The organism is Halofilum ochraceum (genome assembly GCF_001614315.2).
Classification (GTDB): domain Bacteria; phylum Pseudomonadota; class Gammaproteobacteria; order XJ16; family Halofilaceae; genus Halofilum; species Halofilum ochraceum.
Window position 1 is genome coordinate 277,678 of record NZ_LVEG02000004.1, and the last position, 23,676, is coordinate 301,353.

General features: G+C 65.7%; 19 protein-coding genes. 12 read left to right on the forward strand and 7 right to left on the reverse strand.

The features are described from left to right. Positions 1-2: 2 nt before the first annotated feature. Both A0W70_RS05370 and rnd read right to left on the reverse strand, forming a co-directional pair. A complete protein-coding gene (locus A0W70_RS05370) occupies positions 3-1,112 on the reverse strand; it encodes an S-(hydroxymethyl)glutathione dehydrogenase/class III alcohol dehydrogenase (protein WP_067561216.1) in 1,110 nt (369 codons plus the stop codon). Between the two features lie 407 nt (positions 1,113-1,519). Then, positions 1,520-2,671 (reverse strand): ribonuclease D, encoded by a 1,152-nt coding sequence (gene rnd, locus A0W70_RS05375; protein WP_067561218.1) that lies wholly within the window; start codon positions 2,669-2,671, stop codon positions 1,520-1,522. Between the two features lie 206 nt (positions 2,672-2,877). On the opposite strand from rnd, the gene A0W70_RS05380 reads away from it, so the two are divergent. From A0W70_RS05380 to cobS, 3 genes are read left to right on the forward strand one after another with little or no spacing between them, the layout of a single operon-like run. After that, positions 2,878-3,108: a hypothetical protein gene (locus A0W70_RS05380; protein ID WP_139150733.1), complete on the forward strand. Its 231-nt coding sequence runs from the start codon at positions 2,878-2,880 to the stop codon at positions 3,106-3,108. A gap of 19 nt (positions 3,109-3,127) precedes the next feature. Continuing rightward, positions 3,128-4,585 carry an exodeoxyribonuclease I gene (gene sbcB, locus A0W70_RS05385; RefSeq protein ID WP_067561222.1) on the forward strand — a complete coding sequence of 486 codons (1,458 nt, stop codon included), beginning with the start codon at positions 3,128-3,130 and terminating at the stop codon, positions 4,583-4,585. After that, on the forward strand, positions 4,578-5,339 hold the full coding sequence (gene cobS / locus A0W70_RS05390) for an adenosylcobinamide-GDP ribazoletransferase (RefSeq protein WP_067561224.1): 762 nt from the start codon (positions 4,578-4,580) through the stop codon (positions 5,337-5,339). Before sbcB ends, cobS begins: the two co-directional genes overlap by 8 nt. A gap of 208 nt (positions 5,340-5,547) precedes the next feature. Here cobS and A0W70_RS05395 read toward each other — a convergent pair whose 3' ends face one another. The 3 genes from A0W70_RS05395 to A0W70_RS05405 form a co-directional block, all read right to left on the reverse strand. Continuing rightward, complete coding sequence (locus A0W70_RS05395) at positions 5,548-6,177, reverse strand: NUDIX hydrolase (protein ID WP_070988373.1); 630 nt, start codon at positions 6,175-6,177, stop codon at positions 5,548-5,550. A 105-nt stretch (positions 6,178-6,282) separates the two neighbouring features. After that, on the reverse strand, positions 6,283-7,224 hold the full coding sequence (locus tag A0W70_RS05400; RefSeq protein ID WP_067561637.1) for a hydrogen peroxide-inducible genes activator: 942 nt from the start codon (positions 7,222-7,224) through the stop codon (positions 6,283-6,285). A gap of 154 nt (positions 7,225-7,378) precedes the next feature. Further along, positions 7,379-8,959 (reverse strand): IS1182 family transposase, encoded by a 1,581-nt coding sequence (locus A0W70_RS05405; protein ID WP_067561226.1) that lies wholly within the window; start codon positions 8,957-8,959, stop codon positions 7,379-7,381. A gap of 284 nt (positions 8,960-9,243) precedes the next feature. On the opposite strand from A0W70_RS05405, the gene A0W70_RS05410 reads away from it, so the two are divergent. The 8 genes from A0W70_RS05410 to A0W70_RS05450 all read left to right on the forward strand — a co-directional run bounded on the left by A0W70_RS05410 (position 9,244) and on the right by A0W70_RS05450 (position 21,359). Beyond that, a complete protein-coding gene (locus A0W70_RS05410; RefSeq protein WP_067561228.1) occupies positions 9,244-10,137 on the forward strand; it encodes an NAD(P)-dependent oxidoreductase in 894 nt (297 codons plus the stop codon). 1,022 nt (positions 10,138-11,159) lie between these two features. Beyond that, complete coding sequence (locus A0W70_RS05415; RefSeq protein ID WP_425402594.1) at positions 11,160-14,666, forward strand: pyridine nucleotide-disulfide oxidoreductase; 3,507 nt, start codon at positions 11,160-11,162, stop codon at positions 14,664-14,666. A 312-nt stretch (positions 14,667-14,978) separates the two neighbouring features. Beyond that, the gene (locus A0W70_RS05420) at positions 14,979-15,521 is read left to right on the forward strand and encodes a hypothetical protein (protein ID WP_070988374.1); all 543 of its coding nucleotides are present in this window, start codon (positions 14,979-14,981) and stop codon (positions 15,519-15,521) included. Positions 15,522-15,728: 207 nt separating this feature from the next. After that, complete coding sequence (locus tag A0W70_RS17310) at positions 15,729-16,256, forward strand: DUF5343 domain-containing protein (protein WP_070988375.1); 528 nt, start codon at positions 15,729-15,731, stop codon at positions 16,254-16,256. Next, a complete protein-coding gene (locus A0W70_RS05430; protein WP_217495390.1) occupies positions 16,253-16,771 on the forward strand; it encodes a hypothetical protein in 519 nt (172 codons plus the stop codon). The genes A0W70_RS17310 and A0W70_RS05430 overlap by 4 nt, the downstream gene beginning before the upstream one ends. Before the next feature lie 695 nt (positions 16,772-17,466). Next, entirely contained in the window at positions 17,467-19,722 is a 2,256-nt protein-coding gene (locus A0W70_RS05440; RefSeq protein ID WP_070988411.1) for a DUF748 domain-containing protein, read from the forward strand. A 436-nt stretch (positions 19,723-20,158) separates the two neighbouring features. Then, positions 20,159-20,551 (forward strand): hypothetical protein, encoded by a 393-nt coding sequence (locus A0W70_RS05445; protein WP_067561234.1) that lies wholly within the window; start codon positions 20,159-20,161, stop codon positions 20,549-20,551. A gap of 112 nt (positions 20,552-20,663) precedes the next feature. Beyond that, the gene (locus tag A0W70_RS05450; protein ID WP_067561236.1) at positions 20,664-21,359 is read left to right on the forward strand and encodes a hypothetical protein; all 696 of its coding nucleotides are present in this window, start codon (positions 20,664-20,666) and stop codon (positions 21,357-21,359) included. Positions 21,360-21,425: 66 nt separating this feature from the next. On the opposite strand, the gene A0W70_RS05455 is transcribed toward A0W70_RS05450, so the two are convergent. Both A0W70_RS05455 and A0W70_RS05460 read right to left on the reverse strand, forming a co-directional pair. Further along, positions 21,426-21,851, reverse strand: coding sequence for a TOBE domain-containing protein (locus A0W70_RS05455; RefSeq protein WP_067561238.1), 426 nt, complete (start codon positions 21,849-21,851; stop codon positions 21,426-21,428). Between the two features lie 159 nt (positions 21,852-22,010). Continuing rightward, positions 22,011-22,844, reverse strand: a complete 834-nt coding sequence (locus A0W70_RS05460) for an aldo/keto reductase (RefSeq protein ID WP_067561240.1) — start codon at positions 22,842-22,844, stop codon at positions 22,011-22,013. A 249-nt stretch (positions 22,845-23,093) separates the two neighbouring features. Between A0W70_RS05460 and A0W70_RS05465 the strand changes: the two genes are divergently transcribed. Then, positions 23,094-23,636 (forward strand): YIP1 family protein, encoded by a 543-nt coding sequence (locus A0W70_RS05465; protein WP_067561242.1) that lies wholly within the window; start codon positions 23,094-23,096, stop codon positions 23,634-23,636. Positions 23,637-23,676: the final 40 nt, after the last annotated feature.

Genomic DNA, 23,676 nt, shown 5'->3' on the forward strand with positions numbered 1-23,676 from the left:
CCTCAGTAATGAATGACCGAGCGGATGCTCTTGCCTTCGTGCATCAGCTCGAACGCGTGGTTGATGTCCTCGAGACCCATCGTGTGCGTGATGAAGTCGTCGATGTTGATCTGGCCATTCATATAGCCATCGACGTAGCCCGGCAGTTCGCGCCGGCCCTTCACGCCACCGAAGGCGCTCCCGCGCCAGACCCGGCCCGTGACCAGCTGGAACGGGCGTGTGTGGATCTCTTCGCCCGCACCGGCCACGCCGATGATCGTCGATTCACCCCAGCCGATATGGCAGCACTCGAGCGCCGACTTCATCAGTTCGACGTTGCCGACGCACTCGAAGGAGTAGTCGACGCCGCCGTCGGTCATCTCGATGATGACGTCCTGGATCGGGTCGTCATAATCCTTCGGGTTCACGAACTCGGTCGCACCGAGCTGCTCGGCGAACTTGAACTTGTCGGGGTTGATGTCGATCGCGATGATGCGGCTGGCGTTCGCGAGATACGCCCCCTGGATCACGGACAGGCCGATCGCGCCGAGGCCGAACACGGCGACGGTCGCGCCTTCCTCGACCTTGGCCGTATTGCGCACGGCACCGATGCCCGTGGTGATGCCGCAGCCCAGCAGGCAGACCTTGTCGAGCGGCGCCTCCGGATTGACCTTCGCCAGCGAGATCTCGTTGACGACGCCGTACTCGGAGAAGGTCGAGGTGCCCATGTAGTGATGGATCTTCGTGCCGTTCTTCGAGAAGCGGCTCGTGCCGTCCATCATCAGGCCCTTCGGCTGCGTGGCGCGCGGCGCCATGCACAGGTTGGTCTTGCCGGACTGGCACAGCTTGCACTCGCCGCAGTCGGCGATATACAGCGGAATGACATGGTCACCCGGCTTCAGCGTCTTCACGCCGGGCCCGACTTCCTCGACGATGGCGCCGCCCTCGTGCCCCAGAACCGATGGGAACACGCCGGACGGATCGATGCCCGAGAGGGTGTAGGCATCGGTGTGGCACACACCGGTCGCGACGTTACGGATCAGGACTTCGCCCTGCTTCGGTCCCTCAAGGTCGATCTCTTCGATTTCGAGTGGCTTGTTCGGTTCCCAGGCCACCGCGGCGCGTGTCTTCATCGGCGTTTCTCCGTTGTCTGGACCAAAGTGGAGTGGTCAGTCCAGCGAAGGTACTGCGCCTGTAACCCGCGATGCAACAACGGACACCGCTCAGCCCCGCCAATCCGGGTTCACGAAGTCATCGCAGGAGCGAGCCTGCTCGCGATCATGCCCGCAAGCCCCGTCTCCGCAACGAATGCCACAGTCGCGTTTTTGGACCGGGATACCGCACCGGTCGAGTGCGCGCGGTGCCCCCGAAGCGCTGGATTGCGCTGAACCGCGGATCGCGCGCGTTCGCCTGCGGCGAAACCGCGCCTACGACCTGCCGGGATGGCCGGGGCCGCGCACGCCGTAGGCGCGTCTTCGACCGGGCCACCGCACCGGTCGAATGCGCGCAGCCCGCCCGAAGCGCCCGAATCCAGCCTCGCTCAATCGTCGAAAACGTTCAGACGCCCCTGTTCCACCCGCAGCGTTGAACGACCACGCGCCAGCGCATCCAGCTGATCGGCCACCAGCCCGGCCCGCCACCCGGCAAGCACATCGTGCGCCGACTCGCCCGAGGCGATGCGTGCGAGATCCTTGCGTGATGCCAGGCTCGCCGGATTGAGATCGACTTCCTCCGCGCGCAGGCGGATCACGGCGGAGAGGGCATCGGCGAGCGCCTCGCCCGCTGCGTCGAGGGTTACCTGGCGACCGCGTTGGGCCGGCAGCGGCGGCTTCGTCTGCCGCGATTCCGCGACCAGTTCCAGCAGCCGTTCCCCGTGCCGGTCGATCAGGGGCCCGCGGACCGAACGCATCCGCCCGAGCTGGTCCCGGGACTTCGGCTGCGAACGCGCGATATCGACCAGCACGTCGTCGCGCGCGATCCGTCCGCGCGGCACGTCCTGCTCGCGCGCGGTGTTCTCGCGCCACTCGGCCAGCACCTGCAGCGTGGCCCGCCCGCGGTCGGGCAGGCGGTCGCCGCCCTTCACGCGTTGCCACGCATTCTCGGCCGGCGGATCGTAGCGCGCCGGATCCGTCAGCCGCGCGAACTCCGGCTCCAGCCATTCGAGTCGACCGCGTTCCGCGAGCTCGGCGTGGATCCGCTGGTACAGCGGTACGAGGTAACGCACGTCGTCCGCCGCGTAGGCGAGGGCATCCGCTGGAAGCGGCCGCCGCGACCAGTCGGTGCGGGCGTGGCCTTTCTCCAGATCGATGCCCAGCAGCCCGGATACCAGTCTGGCGAAGCCGGCCTGTTCCGGATGGCCCAGCAGCGGCGCGGCCACCTGGGTGTCGAAGATCGGCGCCGGCACCTTGCCGGTCAGGTGGTGGAAGATCTCCAGATCCTGGCCGGCCGCGTGGAACACCTTGGTGATCCCGGGATCCTGCATGAGGTCGAACAGGCCGCCGAGATCGTCCAGCGCGAGCGGATCGATGCAGGCCAGGAAATCGGGCGTCGCCACCTGCACAAGGCACAACCGCGGCCAGTAGGTCTCTTCACGGATGAATTCCGTATCGATGGCGAACCAGTCGGTCTGCGCCAGTCGGTTGAGGGCCTCTTCGAGGGTCGCGGGGTCGTCGATCAGCTGAGGGGTATCCATGGGGCGCGGAGCATACCATCGACCGCAATGCCGCACGGGACGATCATGCCGCCGCTCGTGTCCGCGGTGCCGGTCGTGTACGCCGACTCCATGGCCCACTAGACTGTGCACCTCACAAGGCAGGGGTCCCACGCATGCAGCCGTTCCGTTGTCCCAGTTGCGACGAACCCACAATCAGCCCGCGCCGCAAGTGGGGGGCGACGTCGTTGACGCCGACCACCTGTCCATCGTGCCGGGCGAGTGTGTATGTCAGCAGCCGCCTGTCGAGCCTGTGGCGCACCGTCGAGGCGCTGCTGGTCACGCTCATCGTGATCCGCCTGCTGATCGGCTTCTCGTGGTCGCTGGTCGTGCTGGCAGCGCTCGTGATCGTCGTGCTGGAGGCCGTGCGGCTGTGGTTCGTACCGCTGGTCGTGCTGCGGCGCAAGGGATTCGATTGAACCGGCGGAGCCCTGGAACATGAGCGCGCGCACGCCCACCTTCTACTGGTTCGACTTCGAAACGACCGGCGTCGACGCGCGCCGCGACCGGCCGCTGCAGTTCGCCGGCCTGCGCACCGATATGGACCTGCGCCCGATCGAGGAACCGACCGTGCTGTACTGCCGGCCGCCGGCCGATGTGCTGCCCGCGCCCGCGGCCTGCGCAATCACCGGGATCGGTCCGGTCACCGCCGCCGAGCGCGGCGTGAACGAGGCCGAGTTCGCCGCCGCGGTCCTCGAGGAGCTAGGCCGCGCCGGCACCTGCGCGCTCGGCTACAACACCCTGCGGTTCGATGACGAGGTCACCCGGCACCTGCTGTGGCGCAACCTGTATGACCCGTACGGGCGTGAATGGCGCAACGGCAACTCGCGCTGGGACGTGATCGACATCTTCCGCCTCGCCCACGCGCTGCGCCCGGATGGCCTGGAGTGGCCCGAGCGCGAGCCCGGTATCCCGAGCTTCCGGCTCGAGGATCTCGCCGCCGCGAACAACATCGAGCACGACGCCCATGACGCGCTCGCCGACGTCTACGCCACGCTCGAACTCACCCGGCGCCTGCGCGCCGCCCAGCCGAAGCTGTTCGACTACGCCTTCAGCCACCGCGACAAACGGAGTGCTGGTGATCTGCTCCGGCTGGATGCGACCGAGCCGGTTCTGCACGTCTCCGACAAATACCCGGCCGCGCGCGGTGCCATCGCCCCGGTCGCCGCGCTCGCGCCGCACCCCTGGATCGGCAACCAGGTGCTGGTGGTCGACCTCGCCAGCGACCCTACGCCGCTGCTGGAACTCGACGCCGACGCACTCGCGGAGCGCCTGTTCCGACCGGCCAGCGAGCGCACCGACGGCGAACCGCCAGTGCCCGTGAAGACCGTCAAACTGAACGCCGCGCCGGTTCTCGCGCCGTCGGGCACGCTCGCGCCGGAGGCCGCCAGCCGCCTCGGGATCGACCTCGACGCCGCCCGCGCCACCCTCACGCGCCTTCGAGGCGATGCCGGCCTGGCCTGGCGCCTGCGGGCGGCCTTCGACCGCGGCGCGAGCGAGCCGGGCGACCCCGATACCGCGCTCTACGACGGTTTTGTCGGCGACGACGACCGGGCCCGGATGGACGGCGTCCACCGCCGGGACCCCGAAAGCCTGGCCGGGTTCGACCCCGGCTTCAGCGACCCGCGCCTGCGCGAGATGTACTTCCGCTACCGCGCGCGCAACTGGCCGGATACGCTGGACGCGGACGAGCAGGCGCGCTGGCAGGAGCTGCGCTGGTGGCGTCTGTGCCGCGGAGAGGCCGGCAGCCCGCGGAGCCTGGCCGAGTTCGACGCCGCGCTCGCGGCCGATCACGCCAGCGGGCTCCTCGATGAAGCCATGCACGCGGAACTGCGCGCCTGGCGCAAACGGTTACTCGCCGACCTCCCGGCCTGTAACGATGCCGCCGATGTCTGAACGCCTTCCCGCGTGGGCCCACGACGCCGCCACCGCCGTCATCTTTCTGACGCGGCTGCCGGTGCCGTGGACGGTGCCCGACGTGGCCGACCGCATTCACCGCTGCACGCCCTGGTTCCCGGCCGTGGGCGTGCTCGTGGGCGGCATCGGCGCGCTCGCCTGGTGGCTGGCGGCGCTGGTCTGGCCACCGGTCATCGCGGCGATCGTCGCGGTTGCCGTCACAGCGCTCGCGACCGGCGCGTTCCACGAAGACGGCCTGGCCGATACCTTCGACGGCCTCGGCGGCAGCCCGGATCGCGAGCGCGCCCTCGATATCATGAAAGACAGCCGGGTAGGGACGTACGGGGTCACCGCGTTGGTCTTGGTGCTCGCCGGCCGCGTCGCAGCACTCACCGCGCTGGGCGGCGCCGCCCCGGCCGCACTGATCGGCGCGCACTCGCTCGCCCGCTGCTCCAGCCTGCCGCCCATCCGCTGGCTGAATTACGCCCGCAGAGAGGGCGGCACCGGCAAGCCCTTCGCCGGTGGCATCACGCTCAATGGGCTCATCGCCGCGCTGGCCGCTACCGCGCTGCTCACCGTCGTACTGTTCGGTAACGTCGCAGTCGTCACCTGGATCGCCGGCGCCGTCGGTGCCGGGTTAATCGTCGCCTGGAGCCGCGCCCGCCTCGACGGCATCACCGGCGACACCCTCGGCGCCGCCAACCAGATCGCCGAACTCGCCGTCTACCTGGCCCTGCTCGCCGCCCTGGGCTGACCCAAAACCGTGCGCGTTCGCCTTCGGCGAAAACGCACCTACGATCAGCGTGCCCGTATTCCACGCATCAGTTTTTTTGTAGGAGCGAGCTTGCTCGCGATCGTGCCCGCACAACGCATCGGCGATACAGCGGCCGGAAGACACCGGAGCCTCCTGCCCCCGGGCGAGACCGGAATCGCGCATCCCCGCGTCCGGCCCGAAACTCACCTCAACCGCTACGCCGCCAATCCAGCTCTGCCGGTCGTTCGGTACCGTCGTGGTGGCGCACCACGAGCACACCGCTCTCGGCCCGCTCGATATCGCCCATGTGCACCGGGAAGTGCCCGGCATCCCGATCGGCGAGATACAGCCGCAGCCCCTCGTGGATCACAGGGAACGCAAGCTCGTCCCAGGGCAGTTCGTGCGGCTCGAACCAGGCGGTCTCGAGGCTCTCCGGGCCGGCGTTGGCATGTCCGCCGGCCACACCGCCGCGGAAGAGCACATATACCTGATTGATGTGCGGCAGGTTGAACACGGCGTAGAGCTGAATGCCCTCGGCGACCGCGTTGGCTTCCTCCCGGGTCTCACGCGCGGCGGCGGTGGCGAGGCTCTCGCCGTTTTCCATGAAGCCGGCGGGTACCGTCCAGAAACCGTGGCGCGGTTCGATGGCCCGGCGGCACAGCAGAATCCGCCCCTCGTGCTCGCAGATGCAGCCGGCCACGTTGCGCGGGTTGTGATAGTGGATCGAACCGCAGTCGTCACAGATCTGGCGTTCGCGGTCGTCGTCATCGGGGACCCGCCAGGCGAGGCGGGCCGAGCCGCAGCCGGGACAGAAACGGTGGGCGGGCGTGAACGCCATCGATGGAAATCCTCCGGTTGATCGGGCTCGATAGACCGCGACCAGGGTACGGTCGGGTGACCCCCCATTATACCCGGGCCGGTCGCTTCGCGGCGGGCTTTGCGCTCATCCGCAGGCGTTGACTGCCCCGCCGACCGGCTCGACGCAACCAAGCTCGCAGGCGCGGATCGCCGCCTCGAGTGCCGCGAGTGCATCCGGTCGCGGGAAGCTGCGGCGCCAGGCCAGCGCCACGCGGCGGCGCGGCACCGGATCGTCGAACGGGCGCACCGCCAGCAGCCCGCGCTCGTAGTCTTCGCGCGCGGCGGTGCAGGGCAGCACGGTCACGCCCATGCCGCTCGCCACCATGTGGCGGATCGTCTCCAGCGACGAGCCCTCGAGCTGGCGGTCGCCGCCCGGCGAGTCGACGTGCCCCCCGCAGTCCGGGCAGGCCGCCAGTACCTGGTCGCGGAAGCAGTGGCCGGCGCCGAGCAGCAGGACCTGCTCGCGCGACAGATCGGCCGCCGGTATCCGATCGAATGCGGTCCACGGATGGTTCGCCGGCAACACCACCCGGAACGGCTCGTCATACAGCGGCCGCGTCTCGATCGACGGCTGCTCGAACGGCAGCGCCACGATGATGGCGTCGAGCTCGCCCTGGCGCAGACGCTCCGCCAGCGTTGCCGTGAAGTTCTCCTCGACCACCAGCGGCATCCGCGGTGCGGACTCGCGCAGCAGCGGGATCAGATGCGGGAACAGATACGGGCCGATCGTATGGATCGCACCGACGCGCAGTGGCCCGCTCAGGGGGTCCTGCGACTGCTCGGCGAGCTGGCGCAGCGAGGCGGTCTCCGCCAGCACGCGCCGTGCCTGCTCGACGATCTGCCGGCCGATCGGCGTAATCCCGATCTCGCTGCGGCCGCGCTCGAACAGCGTGACCCCGAGCTCGTCCTCCAGCTTGCGCACCGCCACCGACAGCGTCGGCTGACTCACGTTGCAGGCGGCCGCGGCGCGGCCGAAATGCCGCTCACGCGCGACGGCCACGATGTAACGGAACTCGGTCAGCGTCATGCGCCCGAGCATAGCAATGATGCCCCGCACCCGTCCGCGCCCCGCCGGTCGAACACGATCGACCGTGGACCGCAGGTTGGGTTGAGCGGCAGAGACCGTGAAAGTATTCCGCACCGGAAGGCCGGGCACCGCCGTTGCCGGCCGGTGAAGTCTGTCAGGCGGCCGCGGGCGCGCCGATGGACTGATGCTCGGTCCACGCGCGCATCGCCCGGAACAGGCGCGTGATGGCGGCACCGGAGCGGGAACGCGCGGAGCGGTGCCGGGCCCGCGCGGCGATCGCCGCGCGCAGCGCCCGCGGGCCGAGCACGTTGAGCACGCGCCGGAAGTTGTAGGCGAGCATCACCAGCCCGAGTTCGCCGTTGACCCGTTCGAGTCCGCGCACCAGGAAGTGATCCCAGCCGAGCCAGCGCTTGCCGGTGGCGAACGGGTGTTCGGACATCTCCGCACGCCGGCGCATGGCCTCGCGCCCGCCTTCTTCCATGCGCGGGCGATGCTCGCCCTCCAGCCACTCCTCGTGCTCGCTGCGGTAGATCTCGCGATAAGGCGTGCGCGCGGACAGGCAGGCTTCGCGGATCGGGCAGCACGCGCAGTCCGCGCGGTGGCTGGCGTAGTGGATCTGGCGCTGCCCCGAGCGGGTGATCACGCGCTGGCGCGCGAGGAACGCGCCCCGCGGACAGCGATAGCCGTCGGCCCCGGCGTCGAAGGTGAACGCCGCGCGCGCCACGCGCCCCGTCGCCGCCGAGGGGCCGCGGGGACGCGGCTCGGGCACATAAGGGGTGATGCCCGCGCCCTCGCAGGCCCGCATCTGTGCGGGGTTGAAGTAGTCGCCATCGGCGACCACCGTGAACCGCCCCATCCCCAGCGCGTCGGCGGCGCGCCCGGCCATCGGCTGCAGCTGATGGCGGTCATTGCCGTCGCCGGTGGCCACCCCGTCGATGATCAGGCGCAGGCGCCCGTCGATCGCCAGCTGCACGTTGTAGCCGCACACCACGCGCCCGTTCTTGCTCAGACGCCGCGCATCCGGATCGACCTCGCTGAGCTGCGTCCCGCCGCTCGCCTGCAGGCGCGCCAGGCGGTCGGCCTCGCGCGCCTGGCGCTCGCGCAGGCGCTCGAGCTTCTCCCGCAGGGCGTCGGCGTCGTCATCGCCGCCCGGCGCCGCCGCTTCCGCTTCCGAGCGGTCCACCTCGTCCAGCGCCTGCAGATAGCGTTCGATGTCCGCCTCGATGCGCTGCACGCGCCTGTTCAGCTGATCGCGCGTGTGGATCCCCCTGGCGCCGGCATCACCGGCGAAAAACGAGCCGTCGATCGCCACCAGCTCGCGCCCGTACAGATCCAGCTCGCGGCACAGCTGCACGAAATCCCGGTGCACCGCCTGCAGCGCTTCGGCGTTGTCGCGGCGGAAATCCGCGATCGTCTTGTGGCACGGCTTCAGCCCCCGCAGCAGCCACATCACCTCCAGGTTGCGGTAACACTCCGCTTCCAGGCGGCGGCTGCTGCGCACGCGCATCAGATAGCCATAGAGGTAGAGCTTCAAAAGCGCCGCCGGCGGATACGCCGGCTGCCCCGCGCTCACGCCGTCCGCCGTGTTCGTCACGCCCAGCGCGCGCAGATCCAGGCTCTCCACATACGTGTCCAGCGCCCGCACCGGGTTGTCTTCGGATACGTAGTCCTCCACCCGCATCGGCAGCAGCTGGCCCTGCCCGCGTTCCACGCCCGCCTTGTATCGCCGCGTCATGAAACGATCGCTCCGCTGGTCACAACGCGCGCGATTTTACCGGTACCGGAAAAACGCGAATACTTTTACAGTCTCGGCAGCGATACCCAACGGGTCGAGGCGGCGCGTCTGGACACGCTCCGGCCCGATCACCGACGCTTGGCCCGCCGCATCGGGTTCCCTTCGTCAACCCGACCTGCACGAAGTGCGCTGCCACGAGTCCCGCGGGTCGGCATCCATTCGTCCCGCCACCCACCACCCAGGTACACTCGTCGCCGATTTTCGGATAACCCAGGGAGACCCCGATGACGACATCCAGCGAACCCACCCCCCGGCGCGTTGCCTTCATTGGTCTCGGCGTGATGGGCGGCCCGATGGCCGGGCACCTCGCAGCCGCCGGCCATGACGTGACGGTCTACAACCGCACGCGCGCGACCGCCCAGGCCTGGTGTGACACACATGGTGGCCGTTTGGCCGACACACCGGCCGAGGCCGCGCGCGACGCCGAACTGGTGTTTGCCTGCGTCGGGCGAGACGAGGACCTGCGGGCCGTGACGCTGGAGGCCGACGGTGCCTTCGAGACCCTCGGGTCGGGTGCGGTGTTCGTGGATCATACGACCGTCTCCGCCGAGATCGCGCGCGAACTGGCGGACGCGGCCCGGTCACGCGGGGCGGGGTTTGTCGATGCCCCCGTATCGGGCGGTCAGGCCGGGGCAGAGAATGGGCGTCTGGCCGTCATGGCGGGGGGCAGCGAGGCCGATTTCGCGGCCGCCGAACCCGTGATTCAGGTCTACTCGGCCCGCGTCGTCCACATCGGCGAGGCCGGCGCCGGACAGCTCACCAAGATGGTCAACCAGATCTGTATCGCCGGGCTCGTGCAGGCCCTGTCCGAGGGCGTCGATTTCGCCGGCCGCGCCGGGCTCGATATCGAGCGCGTGCTGGAGGCCATCGGCGGCGGCGCCGCGCAGTCCTGGCAGATGGACAACCGCGCCCGGACCATGGCCGAAGGGGAGTTCGATTTCGGCTTCGCCGTCGACTGGATGCGCAAGGATCTGGAGATCTGCATGGCCGAGGCCCGCCGCAACGGCGCGACGTTGCCGGTCACGGCGCTGGTGGATCAGTTCTATGGCCAGGTGCAGGCACGCGGTGGCGGCCGCAACGACACATCGAGCCTGATTCGGCTCCTTTCGCAGCCCTGAGCTGTTGACTTATGCACACGGCGCGTGCCGGGGGCACCGGATCAAGCGCAGGGTGCAACCGTTTGCGCGCCGTTTCATAAGTCACTGTTTTCCGGGGGTGTAACTGAATGGATAAAATCTGACCAGAGCCCACAAGGGCGCCGCGAGATGCCGGGACAGGGCAACAACGCCCAGACTTTCCACATGTTTATCCACAGGTTCTGGGGATAACCGGCGATACCCGCGTCGTGCCAGGCACTTACGTATTTTCCGTAGGCCAGGGGCTGGGATCGTGCTCTCTCTGCCGACGTGAAGAGTACTTCAGCGCTGATAAAAAGGGTCTCTGTCAACCCGAAAATCCGATTTATCAACATGATTGAACAGTGGGTACGGGTCGGTCAGGGGCGCTGCCACACTTGGCGCGCGGTTTTGTAAGTATTTGATTGTTGGGGTCTTAAACAACTGTTCAGAGTTTGGCCAGCCCCCACTGGGTGGCCGCTGGAGGCCGGGCTGCGGCCATCTCCCCCAGATTATTCACAGACTTATCCACAGGTTCTGGGGATAACCGGCGTAAGTGCCGTTGTAACAACAAGTTAGCGCCGCTGTCATAGCCACTGGGGGATGCCGGCCACCCCCGCAAACCGTGTTTTCGGTTCCAGTGGAAATCGAGGCCCGAAATATTTCTCGTGCGGATTGCCTGTCAAGGTCTTGACTCAAGTTATGCACAATGCATTGGCCGTCTTGCCGGATGTTGACTCGTCTGCGAGCGATAACATGCCTGTCTGCGTAACCATTTGTTTTCCCGGTAAAAAATCACATGAACAAAAAATGACCAAAGGCACCGGGAGCGCAGCAAGAGGCCGTGTAGCGACGTGTCCCCCCACATTATCCACATTGTTATCCACAGGTTCTGGGGATAAACCGCTTTCTCCTTTGGCCACGGGCACTTGGCGCCAACCGTTACAGTGGCCGCCGTCGACGCCCGGCGCGCGCTCGGCGATAATGCCCGGCTTCGGCCGGCCGGCCGCGAACCGATTCTGTCAGTGAGCCCATCCGTGATCGCATTCAACGGCTTCAGCTTCGACGAACTGCAGACCCCCGCCGGCCTGGCGCGGCTCGACGCGTGCTTCCGCGAACGCGTGGCCGCGGCCGACGGGGCGCTGGCCGAGCGCCTCGACGCTCTGCGGGGTGGCGAGCCACTCGGGCCGCGCGATCATTCCGCGCTGCTGCTCGAACTCGCGCCGCACCTGGAGCGTTTCGTCACCGGGCTCTTCGGCATCGAAGCGAGCGTCGAGGCCCTGCGCGCAGAGTTGACCCGTCACGATCCGGTCCTGCGCTTCAAGAATGAGTACGTCCTGCGCCGCACCCGCAAGATCCGCGAGCTGCCGGATGAAGACTTCGACCGCATCGACGCCTGGCTGGAGCAGCAGCTCGACGCCGATTACAGCGACCGCGAGGCGGCCGTCGCCGCCTTCGCCAACGGCCTGCTCATCGACCCCGAGCGCAACGAAGAAACGATCAACCGCATCGCCGAGTGGTGCGCGCTCGCGCAGCGCACGGAGGCCGGCGCGCGTGCCGTCAACGGCTGGACCGCCTTCAAGCTGCCGCAGAAGGTCGATCACACGGCCTTGGTGCCACTGGTCGCCGCCCACGAAGGCGAGGCCGATGTCCTCAACGCCAGTCCCGAGCGCCTGCGCCGCCGCGACGGCTTCCAGCTCACCGACCGCCGCATGGACACCCGCCACATCCAGGGCGAGGTCAACTACTGCATCTACTGCCACGAGCACAACGGCGACTTCTGCTCCAAGGGTTTCCCGGAGAAGAAGAAGCAGCCCGAGCTCGGCCTCAAGGTCGACCCGCTCGGCAACAAGCTGACCGGTTGCCCGCTCGAGGAGAAGATCTCCGAGATGCACGTCTGCCGGCGCGACGCCATGCCCGTCGCCGCGCTGGCGATGGCCATGATCGACAACCCGATGATCCCGGCGACCGGACACCGCATCTGCAACGACTGCATGAAGGCCTGCATCTACCAGAAGCAGGATCCGGTCGACATCCCGCAGATCGAGACGGGCACGCTCACCGATGTGCTGCGCCTGCCCTGGGGTGTGGAGGTCTACCACCTGCTGGCGCGCTGGAACCCGCTGCGGCCCGAGCAGTACGTCCAGCAGCCGGACAACGGCCGACGCGTCATGGTCGCGGGCATGGGCCCGTCCGGCTTCACCATGGCGCACCACCTGACCATGGCCGGCTGCGCCGTGCTTGGTATCGACGGCCTCAAGATCGAGCCGCTGCCGGAAGAGTTGCTCAACGCGCCGGTACGCGACTGGGACGCGCTGGAAGAGCCGCTGGATGAACGCATCCTGCTCGGGTTCGGCGGCGTCGCCGAGTACGGCATCACCGTGCGCTGGGACAAGAACTTCCTGAAGCTGATCTACCTCACGCTCGCGCGCCGCCACAGCTTTGCCGTGCGCGGCGGCGTGCGTCTGGGCGGCACGGTCACCATCGAGGACGCCTGGCAGCTCGGTTTCGACCACGTCAGCGTCGCCACCGGCACCGGGCTGCCGCGCGTCGTCTCCATCGGCAACAGCCTCGCGCGCGGTATGCGCCAGGCGAGCGACTTCCTCATGGCGCTGCAGCTCACCGGCGCCGGCAAGGAATCGAGCATCGCCAACCTGCAGGTGCGCCTGCCCGCGGTGGTCGTCGGCGGCGGCCTCACCGGCGTGGATACCGCCACCGAGGTGCAGGCGTACTACATCAAGCAGGTCGAGAAGACGCTCTGGCGCTACGAAACGCTGGTCGCCGAGCGCGGCGAGGATGCCGTGCTCAGCGCCCTCGGCGACGAGGACCGCGAGATCCTCGCGGAATTCCTCGAACACGGCCGCGCCGTGCGCGATGAGCGCGCCCGCGCCGCCGCCGTCGGCGAGACGCCCGACTTCACGCCGCTGCTACAGGCCTGGGGCGGGGTGACCATCGCCTACCGCAAGGGCCTGAACGATTCGCCGGCGTACACGCGCAACCACGAGGAAGTGGCCAAGGCGACGGAGGAGGGCATCCGCTACGCCGAGGGCCTCGATCCGCTGCACTGCGAACTCGACGACTACGGCCATGTGCGTACGCTCATCTGCCGGCGCATGCACAACCAGGGCGGGCGCTGGCTGGCCGGCCGCGAGGAGGTCCACCTGCCGGCCAAGGCCGTGTTCGTCGCCGCCGGCACCGTGCCCAATACCATCTACGAGCGCGAATACCCCGGTACCTTCGCGCTCAATGGCGACTTCTTCGAGTCACACGTCGAACACCACGACCGCCTGCAGCCGGTCGCCCAGGCCGAGCACGCGAAATCACAGGAGTTCGGCCCGTTCACCTCGTACAACCAGGGCGGCCACAAGGTCAGCTTCATCGGCGACACGCACCCCGCCTTCCACGGCAGCGTGGTCAAGGCGATCGCCTCATCCATGCGCACGTACCCCGAGATCCTGGACGCGCTCGGCAGCGCGCCCCGCGCCAGCGACGATCAACGCGACAGCGAAGCGTTCCTCGAGGAAGTCGCCGACCGGTTCCAGGCGACGGTCCTCTCGGTCAACACCAGCGACACCGCCATGGCCGAGGTCTGGGTACGCGCCCCCATGGCCGCGCGCAACTTCCGCCCCGGCCAGTTCTACCGCCTGCAGACCTTCGAGTCGCTGTCACCGGTCGTCGAAGGCACGCGCCTGCAGGTGCCGCTGCTGACCGTCTCCGGCACCGGCGTGAAGGACGACATGATCCGCCTCATGGTCCTGCAGTTCGGCGCCGGCCCACGCCTCGTCGGCCGTCTCAAACCCGGCGACCCGATCGTGCTCATGGGCCCGACCGGCAAACCCACCGAGATCCCGGAGAACGAGACCGTCATGGTCATCGCCGGCCGCTGGGGTGCCGCCGCCATGCTCGACATCGGCCACGCCCTGCGCGAAGGCGGCAACCGCGTCCTCTACATCGCCGCCTTCGGCAACGCCCGCGACGTCGATCTCCAGAGCGAACTCGAAAACGGTGCCGACCAGATCGTCTGGGCCACCGCCAATGAACCGACCATCGAGGCCCGACGCGAACAGGACCGCAGCGTCATCGCCACCGACATGGTCGATCTCGTACAACAATACGGCGACGGCAAAGTCGCCGACGACCACACCATCGACCTGCAACAGGTCGACCGCATCCTCGTCATGGGCGGCACGGGATTGCTGAGAGGCTTCCAGGGCGCACTCACCGAAGGCGCACTGACAAACCACTTCCGCCCCGACATCCAGGCCATGGGCACTGCCGGCAGCCCCATGCAGTGCATGCTCAAGGGCGTCTGCGCCCAGTGCCTGCAATGGCAGAAAGACCCCGAAACCGGCGAACGCACCCGACCCGTCTTCTCCTGCGCCGAACAGGATCAGCCGCTGGCGTGGATCGACCTCGATAACCTGCAGGCGAGACAGCAGCAGAACCGGCTGCCGGATCGGCTCACGTCGATGTGGCTGGATTATGTGCTGGAGCGGGAAGGGCAATCGCCGGAGGGCGCGCGGGCCGGGTAACCCACTCAGTGCCTGCCCGGCAGGGAAAGTCGACCAATTCCCGCTGTACACTCCCAGGCACGCCTGCTAGCTTTTGCTCGCAGGCGCGGGATAGGCGGCGCAACGCCGTCTTTCGACAGCCAGCCGACGTGGAGGGATCCAGGATGGTTCGGGTTCGGCGCTTCTCAAATGCCTGGTATGGCCGGGACTCTCCTCGATTAACCAGCCGAGAGCCCACATCGCGGGTTCGCCCGGCCGTGCGCGATAGGCGGAAACTTGCCGTGTTTCATCACGGAATTCTTCCGTCCATGACCTGTTAGGCAAGGGAGGCGTATGGAACGTTCGCTCAATCGAAATAACGTTGAGGCCGCAATCAGCAAATACGAGGCCTCAATCGAAGAGATCGGCGAAACGATCTCGGATCTTCGGGGCGTCTCCTTATTTCAATCATTGAAACGTAGGCCGATTGGGGTCGGACCCTATCCGCACGTCACGTTATTCGAAGCGGCAAACCGGATTATGACCGACCTTGTGATCCTGAAAGGAGTGCGTTTTCTTCTCCATTCAAACGCATTACCTTTCGACGAATACATCGTCGAGTACGGGAATGAGGACGCGAACGATCACGATATATCGGCCGAGAAAAGTGGCCAACGACTTATCGCCGAAGCGTTCAATGTCGCCCCATCGTTCTTTCAGGGAAAAAAGAACGCCATGCGGAAAAAGCTCCGCACCAGCAGCGTGCGCGCAGACTATATGATTATCTTGGCCAATTCAGACGCAGTACCGCAAGACTACGCTCCAAAGTACCTGGCGAAAGAATATTTCGTGTTTGTCGATTTGGAATCAGGAAAGGGTACTGTGATGCCTAACTAGTCTTTCAAGCGGACCGCTGAAATCGCGGCTTCACCGCGCTTTCAGCGGCCGCTCAACTGAGGCGTTAGATGGGAACACACAATTAATACCGTTACCTTGGAGAGCGACATGGCCGAATACACATACACTACCGTTCCCGGGAAGATGAGTAAGTTACTGGCCAAAATTCGCGAGGTGGGCGTACCTTCCAAGGTCAACTAGCGCTGGTTGGAGTCGATAGGCTTTAAATCCAGCAACGATCGTACTCTCCTGTCCGTTCTAAAATTTATCGATTTCGTCGATGATTCGAGCGTACCCACATCGCGATGGAGAGACTATCGGGGTGGTAATCACAAGCAGGTTCTCGCGAATGCGATACGCGAGGGCTATCGGGATCTATTCGACGTCTACCCAGACGCCAACGATCGGACCGCTAGCGAAATCGAGCACGTTGTCAGCACAAACACATCGGCAGGGCGCCAGGCGGTCACGAAGGCAGTCCGCACGTTCCACACACTATGCGCGGAGGCAGATTTTACGGCTCTCGGGTCCGACGAGCCCGCGTCCACAAGTACCAGTAACGAGTCGGACACGGGCGCGGGCACGGTAGCCGCCGGGTCGGCGAACACGTCAGCGCCTAGTACGTCCGGGCCTTCTCTGCACGTGGATATACAGGTTCACATATCTCCGGAGGCATCCGCTGATCAAATCGATCAAATCTTCGAGAGCATGTCGAAGCACCTCTACAAGCAATGAAGGACTTGGTAAAAGCGACACTTGAGGCAAGCCGGGCTGCGCAGTTTGACGCGACGACGCTCGCTGGGAGCGTCCCGGACGAAGGATTGCCCTCATACAGCCATCAGGTACTTCCAAAGTCGCTATACAAAAATACGCGCGGTTATATCGAAAAGGTCGCTAATCAGGTCAACGGCTGCTATGAGAAGGGATGGTTCGACGCAGCCGCTGTGATGGCGCGTCGTCTCCTTGAAACGCTAATAATCGAATGCTTTGAGAAGCACAATATCGCTGCGAAAATAAAGAACAGCAATGGCGATTTCTACCACTTGCGAGATCTGGTCGGTCTCTTTTTGGGAGAAACCACGTGGAACGTTGGGCGTAACACGAAACGCGCTCTGCCAAGACTAAAAGATATTGGAGACAAGTCGGCCCACAGCAGAAGATACACGGCACGACGCTCGGATCTCGACAAAGTCCGAGTTGAACTTCGAGACGTTACCGAGGAGTTGCTCTACATCGGTGGTCTCAAGTAGTGCCTCTAACTAGTTAATTCAGCCCAAAGACTCCGTCGGCGGCGGATTAAATCCGTTATAACCAACCGCGTACGCGACCACGCGCAAAAGTGATTCAGCAATGGAAGAACTAAGGAAATTCGACCGGCTAACAGAAATCGATGAACGGCACGAATTGCTTGCGCGCGTCACCGGACAGTTACTCGATATCGAGAAATTGCACAACGTGGTATCGAACGAGATTCTAACCAGCGGCGTCCCGGAAGATATACACGGTCAATACAATGTGGCGCGGAACATGGCCGTTTATACCTACTACTTGTACTCATTAGCCCCAGAAGTCCATATGAAAACGTACGCTGTAATGGAGATGGGAGTCCGTCGGTATTACGGAGACGACGAACAGACGAATCTTAAGGCGCTGCTCCAAAAGGCGCTAGACAGAGGGGTTATTAGTGATTCCGGATTTCGGGATTGCGAGAGTGCCTGCGGGACCTCTTACACCCAGACGTTTGTGGATACGTTTCCGAAGCTGCGGAACAGCGCGGCTCATGGAAGCTCTATGTTGGTGCCTCACTGCGTCGGCCACATTAGGCGATGTGCGGATTTCCTGAACCAGCTCTTTCCGGCGGAGGCGTGCTAGTTATAACAATATGCTGGAGACGACGCTGGATTTCCCCCGTAAACTGGGCACCTGGCGTGCAAGAATTGAGTTTATGAAGAAAAGTACCGCCCGCTCCGCGTGGTCCTGGCTGCGCGAGTACTGGCTTAGTCCGCGCCGAATCCGCTTCTGGGTCGCGGCCGTCGCGATCCTGTACACGGTTCTCGGCTTCCTGGTCCTGCCCTGGTTGGCGACCGCGTATGCGGTGAATGTGGCGGAGGACGATCTCGGCCGCGATCTGCGCATCGAAACGGTCCGTACGAATCCGTTCACGCTCACCCTGGAGATCGAGGATCTCGCGCTGGACGACTTCGATGGCCACGAACTCGTCGGCTTCGAGCGCCTGTTCGTCGATGTCGCCTGGTCGAGCCTGTGGGAGTGGACGACCGTTATACCCGCGGCGCAGCTGGAAGGCGCCCGCGTGCACGAGGAACAATTTGATTCGGGGGGAACCCGTTTCACCCGTCTGCTGGGCGAGTTCCAGCGCCGACCGCTGCCGCGCGCCGGTCCGGACGAGGCCATCATCCGGCCCATACGGACCGATGGGGCCGCGCCGGTCGCGCTGCACGACATCGATTTCTCGCTCGAGGACTTCATTCTCGCCGACGGTGCGGTCGCACCTTTTCAGGTCAGCGGTCGCTTCGACCTCGGCGGGGCGTTCGCTTTTGATGGCAGCGTGCAGCTGCTGCCGGCGCTCGATCTCGCCGGGACGCTCGATGTTGATGACGTGGCTTTAGCGCTGGCGGAGCCCTTCGCCCAGCGTATCGCGAACATTCGGGTCGACAGTGGCAGCCTCAGCACGGAAGGCGAACTGCGCAGCGGCCCAGACGATCCGCTGACCTATGCGGGGAGCGCCCGGATTGATGCCCTGGATATCGGCGAACGCGAGGGTGGCGAGGATGTCGTGGGCTGGCAGGCGCTCACGATCGATGAGATCGATTTCGGTCTCGGCACACGGTCTCTGGAACTGTCGGTTATCCGACTCGAGGGGCCATCCGCCCGGGTATTCATCGCCGAGGACCGCAGCACGAATCTGGGGGAACTGCTGGTGGATCAGCCCGCGGCGGCGGAGCCGGCACAGGAGCAGGAGACCGAGCCGTTCGATATCGTGATCGGCGGCCTCCGCCTCGATGGCGGTGTACTCGCCTTTACGGACCGTTCTCTGCCGCTGCCGTTCGCAACACGCGTGCAGCAACTCAGCGGCGGCATTTCACGGCTCGCGCCCGGGCAGGAGGAGCCGGCGCGGGTTGACCTGCAAGGTCAGGTCGCGGATTACGGTCAGGCCCGGATCGACGGGGAGTTGAACCCGTGGAATCCGCTCAGCAGCACCCGGGTCGATCTGGTTCTCGAGAACCTGGATATCCCGGAGTTGACGCCCTACGCGGTCCAGTTCGCAGGTCGCCGCATCGCCGCGGGCCGTATGGACCTCGATCTCGGCTACGTGCTGGATGACGGCCGTCTCGACGCGCGCAACAGTATTGTTCTGCGGGATCTGCAGCTGGGGGAACGCTTCGAACACCCGAATGCGACGAATCTGCCGCTGGGTCTGGCGATCGCGCTACTCAAGGACAGCGACGGCGTGATCAGTGTTGATATACCGGTCCAGGGGAACGTCAACGATCCCGAGTTCTCGTTCGGACCGGCGATCCGGCAGGCGCTCACGGATATTCTGAAAGACATTGTCAGTTCACCGTTCAACCTGTTGGCCAGCATTGTGGGCGGCGACCCCGATGAACTCGCAAAGGTGGCCTTCGCTCCCGGTTCCAGCGAGATTCCGCCGCCGCAGCGTGAACGCCTTGACCAGCTGCGCAGCGCGCTCGAGAAACGGCCGGAACTCGCGATCGAGCTCCCGGGGCCGTATGCACCGGAGTTGGATCGCCCGGCGCTCCAGCGCCAGCGTGCCCGGGCGGCCCTGGTCGAGCGGCTCGACGAGGCGGGCGTCGAGGTCGCCAACCCCAGCCTGAGTGCCGCGGATACCCGCAACACGCTGGAAGCGATGTTTGCCGATCGGTATCCGCGGCGGTCGCTTGCCGAGGTCCGTGAACGCTTCACCACGGCGGAAAGTGACGAGGAGCCGGAGTTCGATGCCGCCGAGTACCGCGAGCACCTCGCCGCTGAGGTAAGCGCCGCCGAGGAGGTCACCGAAGAGGATCTCGCCGCGCTGGCGCAGGCCCGCGCCGACGCCGTCCGCAGCTACATCCTGGGCGAGGGTGACCCGTCGGTCGAACCTGGTCGGGTCCGCTGGCTGGCACCGGCAGAAGTGGAGGCCGATGACTCGGTCGTCCTGGAGATCGGTCTTGACGCCCAATGAGCCCGAACTCCCGGGGGATGGAAGTCCAAAAAAAAGAGCCGCAGGGTATGCGGCTCGAAGGGGGGGAGGGGATTCCCTGATTGCCATTCATCGAACCACGCTTTCGGCTGTGTTCGATGCTGCGCATTATCCATATTCCAGGTGAACGGGGCCTTGTGACGCGGTTACGGCGTATTCATCCGCGCTCGGTGCCGTCGAGATATTGAGATGCTCGTGGTCTACCTTCCGATCGAGCAGGTCGGCGCAAGCCCCCGGGCACTGTCTCGAAATATGGATCCCGGCAACCGCAGTGCTTGCAGTCGTGGCGTAGTCGACACTATGCAATCGGCGCGATCATCTATGGGGACGTCGTCGAGGTTTACGTGGGTGCGTACGGTTCCGGCTCCGGATATATAATGAACCTCCATGCCCGGTTGTTTACGGTGACGGAGTGACCATGAGTGATGGACTGGGGGAGAGTGACCTTTCGCGTGTCGTGTTCCTCAGTGAAATCGGGGACGATGTGGCTGCTGAGGAGGTCCGCGACGCGATGGCGAAGCGGTTCAATCTTGGTGCGGAGGCGCTCGCGCGCTTGTTTGCGGGCCCGCCCGTGGTCGTCAAGAGCAACCTCGATCCGGATACCGCCCTCCGCTATAAGCTCGCCATCGAGGCAACGGGCGCGAAGTGCAGGATCGAGACCATGCCCGCTGAGAGGGATACCGATCGTCAGGGTTACCTCGATCGACGCCAGCACGAGCGCCGGCGAGGGCTGGACCGTCGCGAACGGACGCGTGCGGAAGCCATCACTCCCGACCGGCGGCAGGGCGATCGGCGCAAAGACTCAAAGTGACGTGGTGACAGGGCACGGGGAAGGGTGGCATGAGGCCTCCGTCTTACGTGGTGGTGGGCGGTCTTCGAGCAGTGATGTCACTCGGCCCTCTGGTCAATCCGCTGGAGTTCGTATGAATGCTGAGACACGGAACTGGTCCCACGAATCGATCTGTCTGCGTCCCCGGGAACTGGACGCGGAGTCGATCGCGGCGGAGGTCGCCCCGCGCACATGCCGGGTCGATTTCGACGCGCCCGGTTTCTGTGTCATTAACGTTGGGCGGGACATCAATCCGGTCGGCTTCCGGCAACTCATGGCGGATCTCAAGCGGGAGATGGCGGGGATCCACGAGGCTGCGAGCGGGAAGACGCTGGCGTACCTGTCGGCGGGGCGGTTCGATCAGCAGGAAACGACCCGGCTGCATCTCGACGGCGGGCCGGATGAGTGTCTGTTGATGCTCGGTTATGAGCCGTCCCGGGTTGATTCCGAAATGGCATTCGCGGACTACGCGAAATGTGCGTTCGATCTGGGATTGTCCCCGGAGCAGTTCATGTCCGAATACAACCCGATGTTCGGGCACGCAGACGACGTCCTGCGTCCTTACACAACCCGCGTGCCATGCTTCTCGCCTCGGGATTACCGGATCGTGTGTATCAACAACTCGTGTGCCGCGTATTCGGATTCGCGACCGGCCTGGCAGGGCGTTCTCCACGGTGCGACGGTTCCGGCGCCGGATGCGTCGGAATCCCGTGTGATCAACTCGACGATGCTTGCCTCCGTGCCAGCCGGTACACCCGATACCGTCGACGTGTCGCAGCTGACCGATTGAGCGGTCATCACGGGGCACCGCTCTTGTGTCCGCGCTGTTGCGCCGCCGTCGACGACCGGCGTGGTCTCAGTCGCCCACCATCAGGATCACGGCCGACGCCTTGAAGAGACCCGCGGCGGACGTCCCGGCCGCGAGGCCCAGGCGCTCGACGCTGTCCTTCGTGACGGTCGCCGTAAGGGCGCCATCACCGGGGAGGTCGATGGTTACGACGCTGTTGACTGCACCGGTTGCGACCTCGCTGACTTTGCCAGAGAGGAAGTTGCGCGCACTTGTACGGTTCTCGGTTTCGGTCGTCACGAGCACGCTTGTGGCCTTGATCAGCGCCGTGACCGCGCCACCTTCCGTCAGACCGAGGCGCTCGGCACTGTCATTCGTGATGTTCGCCACGATCGCCCCGGATTCGCCGATATCTACGGTGACAAGCGTGTTAACCGCACCCTGCTGCAGGCCGGCGATACGGCCATCGAAACGATTGCGGGCACTGGTCTGCATGGTTACACCTCTTTGCAGGTAGTCTGAGGACAGAGTAACACCGCGGATACGCGCTGTCGGGCGTTGTGACTCTGACGCTGAGCGCCCGATCAAAGAACATCAGCAATGTTATTGCCAGGCGAAGAGCCCGCGGCCCCAATAGCCCGGATGGGGATGGCTTCAGGCGATCGGCAATGGACCGCTGGCCGCGGGCGGCGGAAACAGCCGATCCAGCTCGGCAAGCTGTTCCCGGTCGAGCGTCACCTCGGCCGCGGCGCGGTTCTCGGCCTGCCGGTCGGGGTTGCTCGTCTTCGGGATGGCGATGACGTCGTCCTGCGCCTGCAGCCAGGCGAGTGCGGCCTGGGCGGGCGTGATGCCGTTGCGCTCGGCGAAATCGCGCAGGGCGCGCTGTCTCAGCAGGCGACCCTGGCCGAGCGGGCAGTAGGCCATCGCGGGGATCCCGTGCGCGCGCATCCAGGGCAGCGGATCGCGCTCGATGGCCCGTTCGCCGAGGTGGTACAGGAGCTGGTTGGCGCTGCAGGCGTCGCCGCCGGGCACCTGCCACAGATCGGCCAGATCAGCCGCGTCGAAATTACTCACGCCCCAGTGGCGGATCAGTCCATCGCGCTGCAGATCCTCGAACCCGGCGACCGCTTCGGCGAGATCGGCGCCGCCGCGCCAGTGCAGCAGGTAGAGATCGATCCGGTCCGTGCCGAGGCGTTCAAGGCTCGCCTCGCAGGCCGCTCGGACCCCGGCGCGTGAGGCGTTGTGTGGGTAGACCTTGCTGAGGAGGAAGAGCGCCTCGCGCCGGTTCCCCATGGCCTCGCCGACGATGCGCTCGGCCTCACCGTCGCCGTACATCTCCGCCGTGTCGATCAGCGTCAGACCGGCGTCGATGCCGGCGCGCACGGCCGCGACCTCACGCTCGCGTTCCCGGCGCCTGTCGCCCATGTGCCAGGTACCCTGGCCGAGCGTGGGAACGTATTCACCGCTGGGCAGCGCAACGTTTTTCATCGGGACTCCTGATGCTCAGCGGACGCGCAATGGCCTACTCCGATTGTACCGGTTGACCCGGGACGATCGGGATATCGGAGGTCGATCTTCAGAGTGCTTACTCCATGGCTACGTGCATACGGTCGTGCCTTGCACCCGGTATGGCGTACCATTTCACGGGATACGCCGGTCCCGAGCGGGCCGTACACGGGGCATGGCCCGTTCGTCTTCCCCGCGATCCCGTTACCCCCCGCACTGGAGCAACAAGCGATGAGCAGCTTTACCGAACGCGTGATCGGCGCGGCCAAACTCGAATCCCGCATCTACGAAGAGGTCGAGCACGACAAAGGCGCCATGGGCCAGGCCATCGCTGTCGTGTTGCTGTCCAGTGTCGCCGCCGGCATCGGCAGCGCGCTCTACATGGATCTGGGAACCGCCCTGGTCGTAGGCAGCATCGCCGCGCTGGTGGGTTGGCTCGTCTGGGCGTTTCTGACCTGGCTGATCGGGACGAAGCTGCTGCCGGAAGCGGAGACCGAGGCCGACATGGGGCAGTTGCTGCGCACCGTCGGCTTCGCCTCCGCGCCGGGCATGCTGCGTTTCCTGGGTGTGCTCCCGGGCATCGGCGGGCTGCTCGTGCTCGCCTGTGATCTGTGGATGCTTGCCGCCATGGTCGTCGGTGTTCGCCAGGCCCTAGACTACAAGAGTACCTGGCGGGCGCTGGGCGTCTGCGTGATCGGGTGGGTCGTGCTGATCGTGGTGCAGGGCGCGGTGTTCGCGATGGTCGGTGCCCCCGGGACGCCGGCGAGCGCGTGAGACCCATGGTGGCGCTCCGGCCTCCGGAATCCGACTGACC

What these genes read in the sequence shown, in the direction of transcription:
- A0W70_RS05450 (WP_067561236.1), top strand. Translation starts at nt 20,664, where the DNA reads ATGAATGCTGAGACACGGAACTGGTCCCACGAATCGATCTGTCTGCGT.
- A0W70_RS05410 (WP_067561228.1), top strand. Translation starts at nt 9,244, where the DNA reads ATGACGACATCCAGCGAACCCACCCCCCGGCGCGTTGCCTTCATTGGT.
- A0W70_RS05455 (WP_067561238.1), bottom strand. Translation starts at nt 21,851, where the DNA reads ATGCAGACCAGTGCCCGCAATCGTTTCGATGGCCGTATCGCCGGCCTG.
- sbcB (WP_067561222.1), top strand. Translation starts at nt 3,128, where the DNA reads ATGAGCGCGCGCACGCCCACCTTCTACTGGTTCGACTTCGAAACGACC.
- A0W70_RS05405 (WP_067561226.1), bottom strand. Translation starts at nt 8,959, where the DNA reads ATGACGCGGCGATACAAGGCGGGCGTGGAACGCGGGCAGGGCCAGCTG.
- A0W70_RS05465 (WP_067561242.1), top strand. Translation starts at nt 23,094, where the DNA reads ATGAGCAGCTTTACCGAACGCGTGATCGGCGCGGCCAAACTCGAATCC.
- A0W70_RS05400 (WP_067561637.1), bottom strand. Translation starts at nt 7,224, where the DNA reads ATGACGCTGACCGAGTTCCGTTACATCGTGGCCGTCGCGCGTGAGCGG.
- A0W70_RS05395 (WP_070988373.1), bottom strand. Translation starts at nt 6,177, where the DNA reads ATGGCGTTCACGCCCGCCCACCGTTTCTGTCCCGGCTGCGGCTCGGCC.
- cobS (WP_067561224.1), top strand. Translation starts at nt 4,578, where the DNA reads ATGTCTGAACGCCTTCCCGCGTGGGCCCACGACGCCGCCACCGCCGTC.
- A0W70_RS05460 (WP_067561240.1), bottom strand. Translation starts at nt 22,844, where the DNA reads ATGAAAAACGTTGCGCTGCCCAGCGGTGAATACGTTCCCACGCTCGGC.
- A0W70_RS05420 (WP_070988374.1), top strand. Translation starts at nt 14,979, where the DNA reads ATGGAACGTTCGCTCAATCGAAATAACGTTGAGGCCGCAATCAGCAAA.
- A0W70_RS05445 (WP_067561234.1), top strand. Translation starts at nt 20,159, where the DNA reads ATGAGTGATGGACTGGGGGAGAGTGACCTTTCGCGTGTCGTGTTCCTC.
- rnd (WP_067561218.1), bottom strand. Translation starts at nt 2,671, where the DNA reads ATGGATACCCCTCAGCTGATCGACGACCCCGCGACCCTCGAAGAGGCC.
- A0W70_RS05430 (WP_217495390.1), top strand. Translation starts at nt 16,253, where the DNA reads ATGAAGGACTTGGTAAAAGCGACACTTGAGGCAAGCCGGGCTGCGCAG.
- A0W70_RS05440 (WP_070988411.1), top strand. Translation starts at nt 17,467, where the DNA reads ATGAAGAAAAGTACCGCCCGCTCCGCGTGGTCCTGGCTGCGCGAGTAC.
- A0W70_RS05370 (WP_067561216.1), bottom strand. Translation starts at nt 1,112, where the DNA reads ATGAAGACACGCGCCGCGGTGGCCTGGGAACCGAACAAGCCACTCGAA.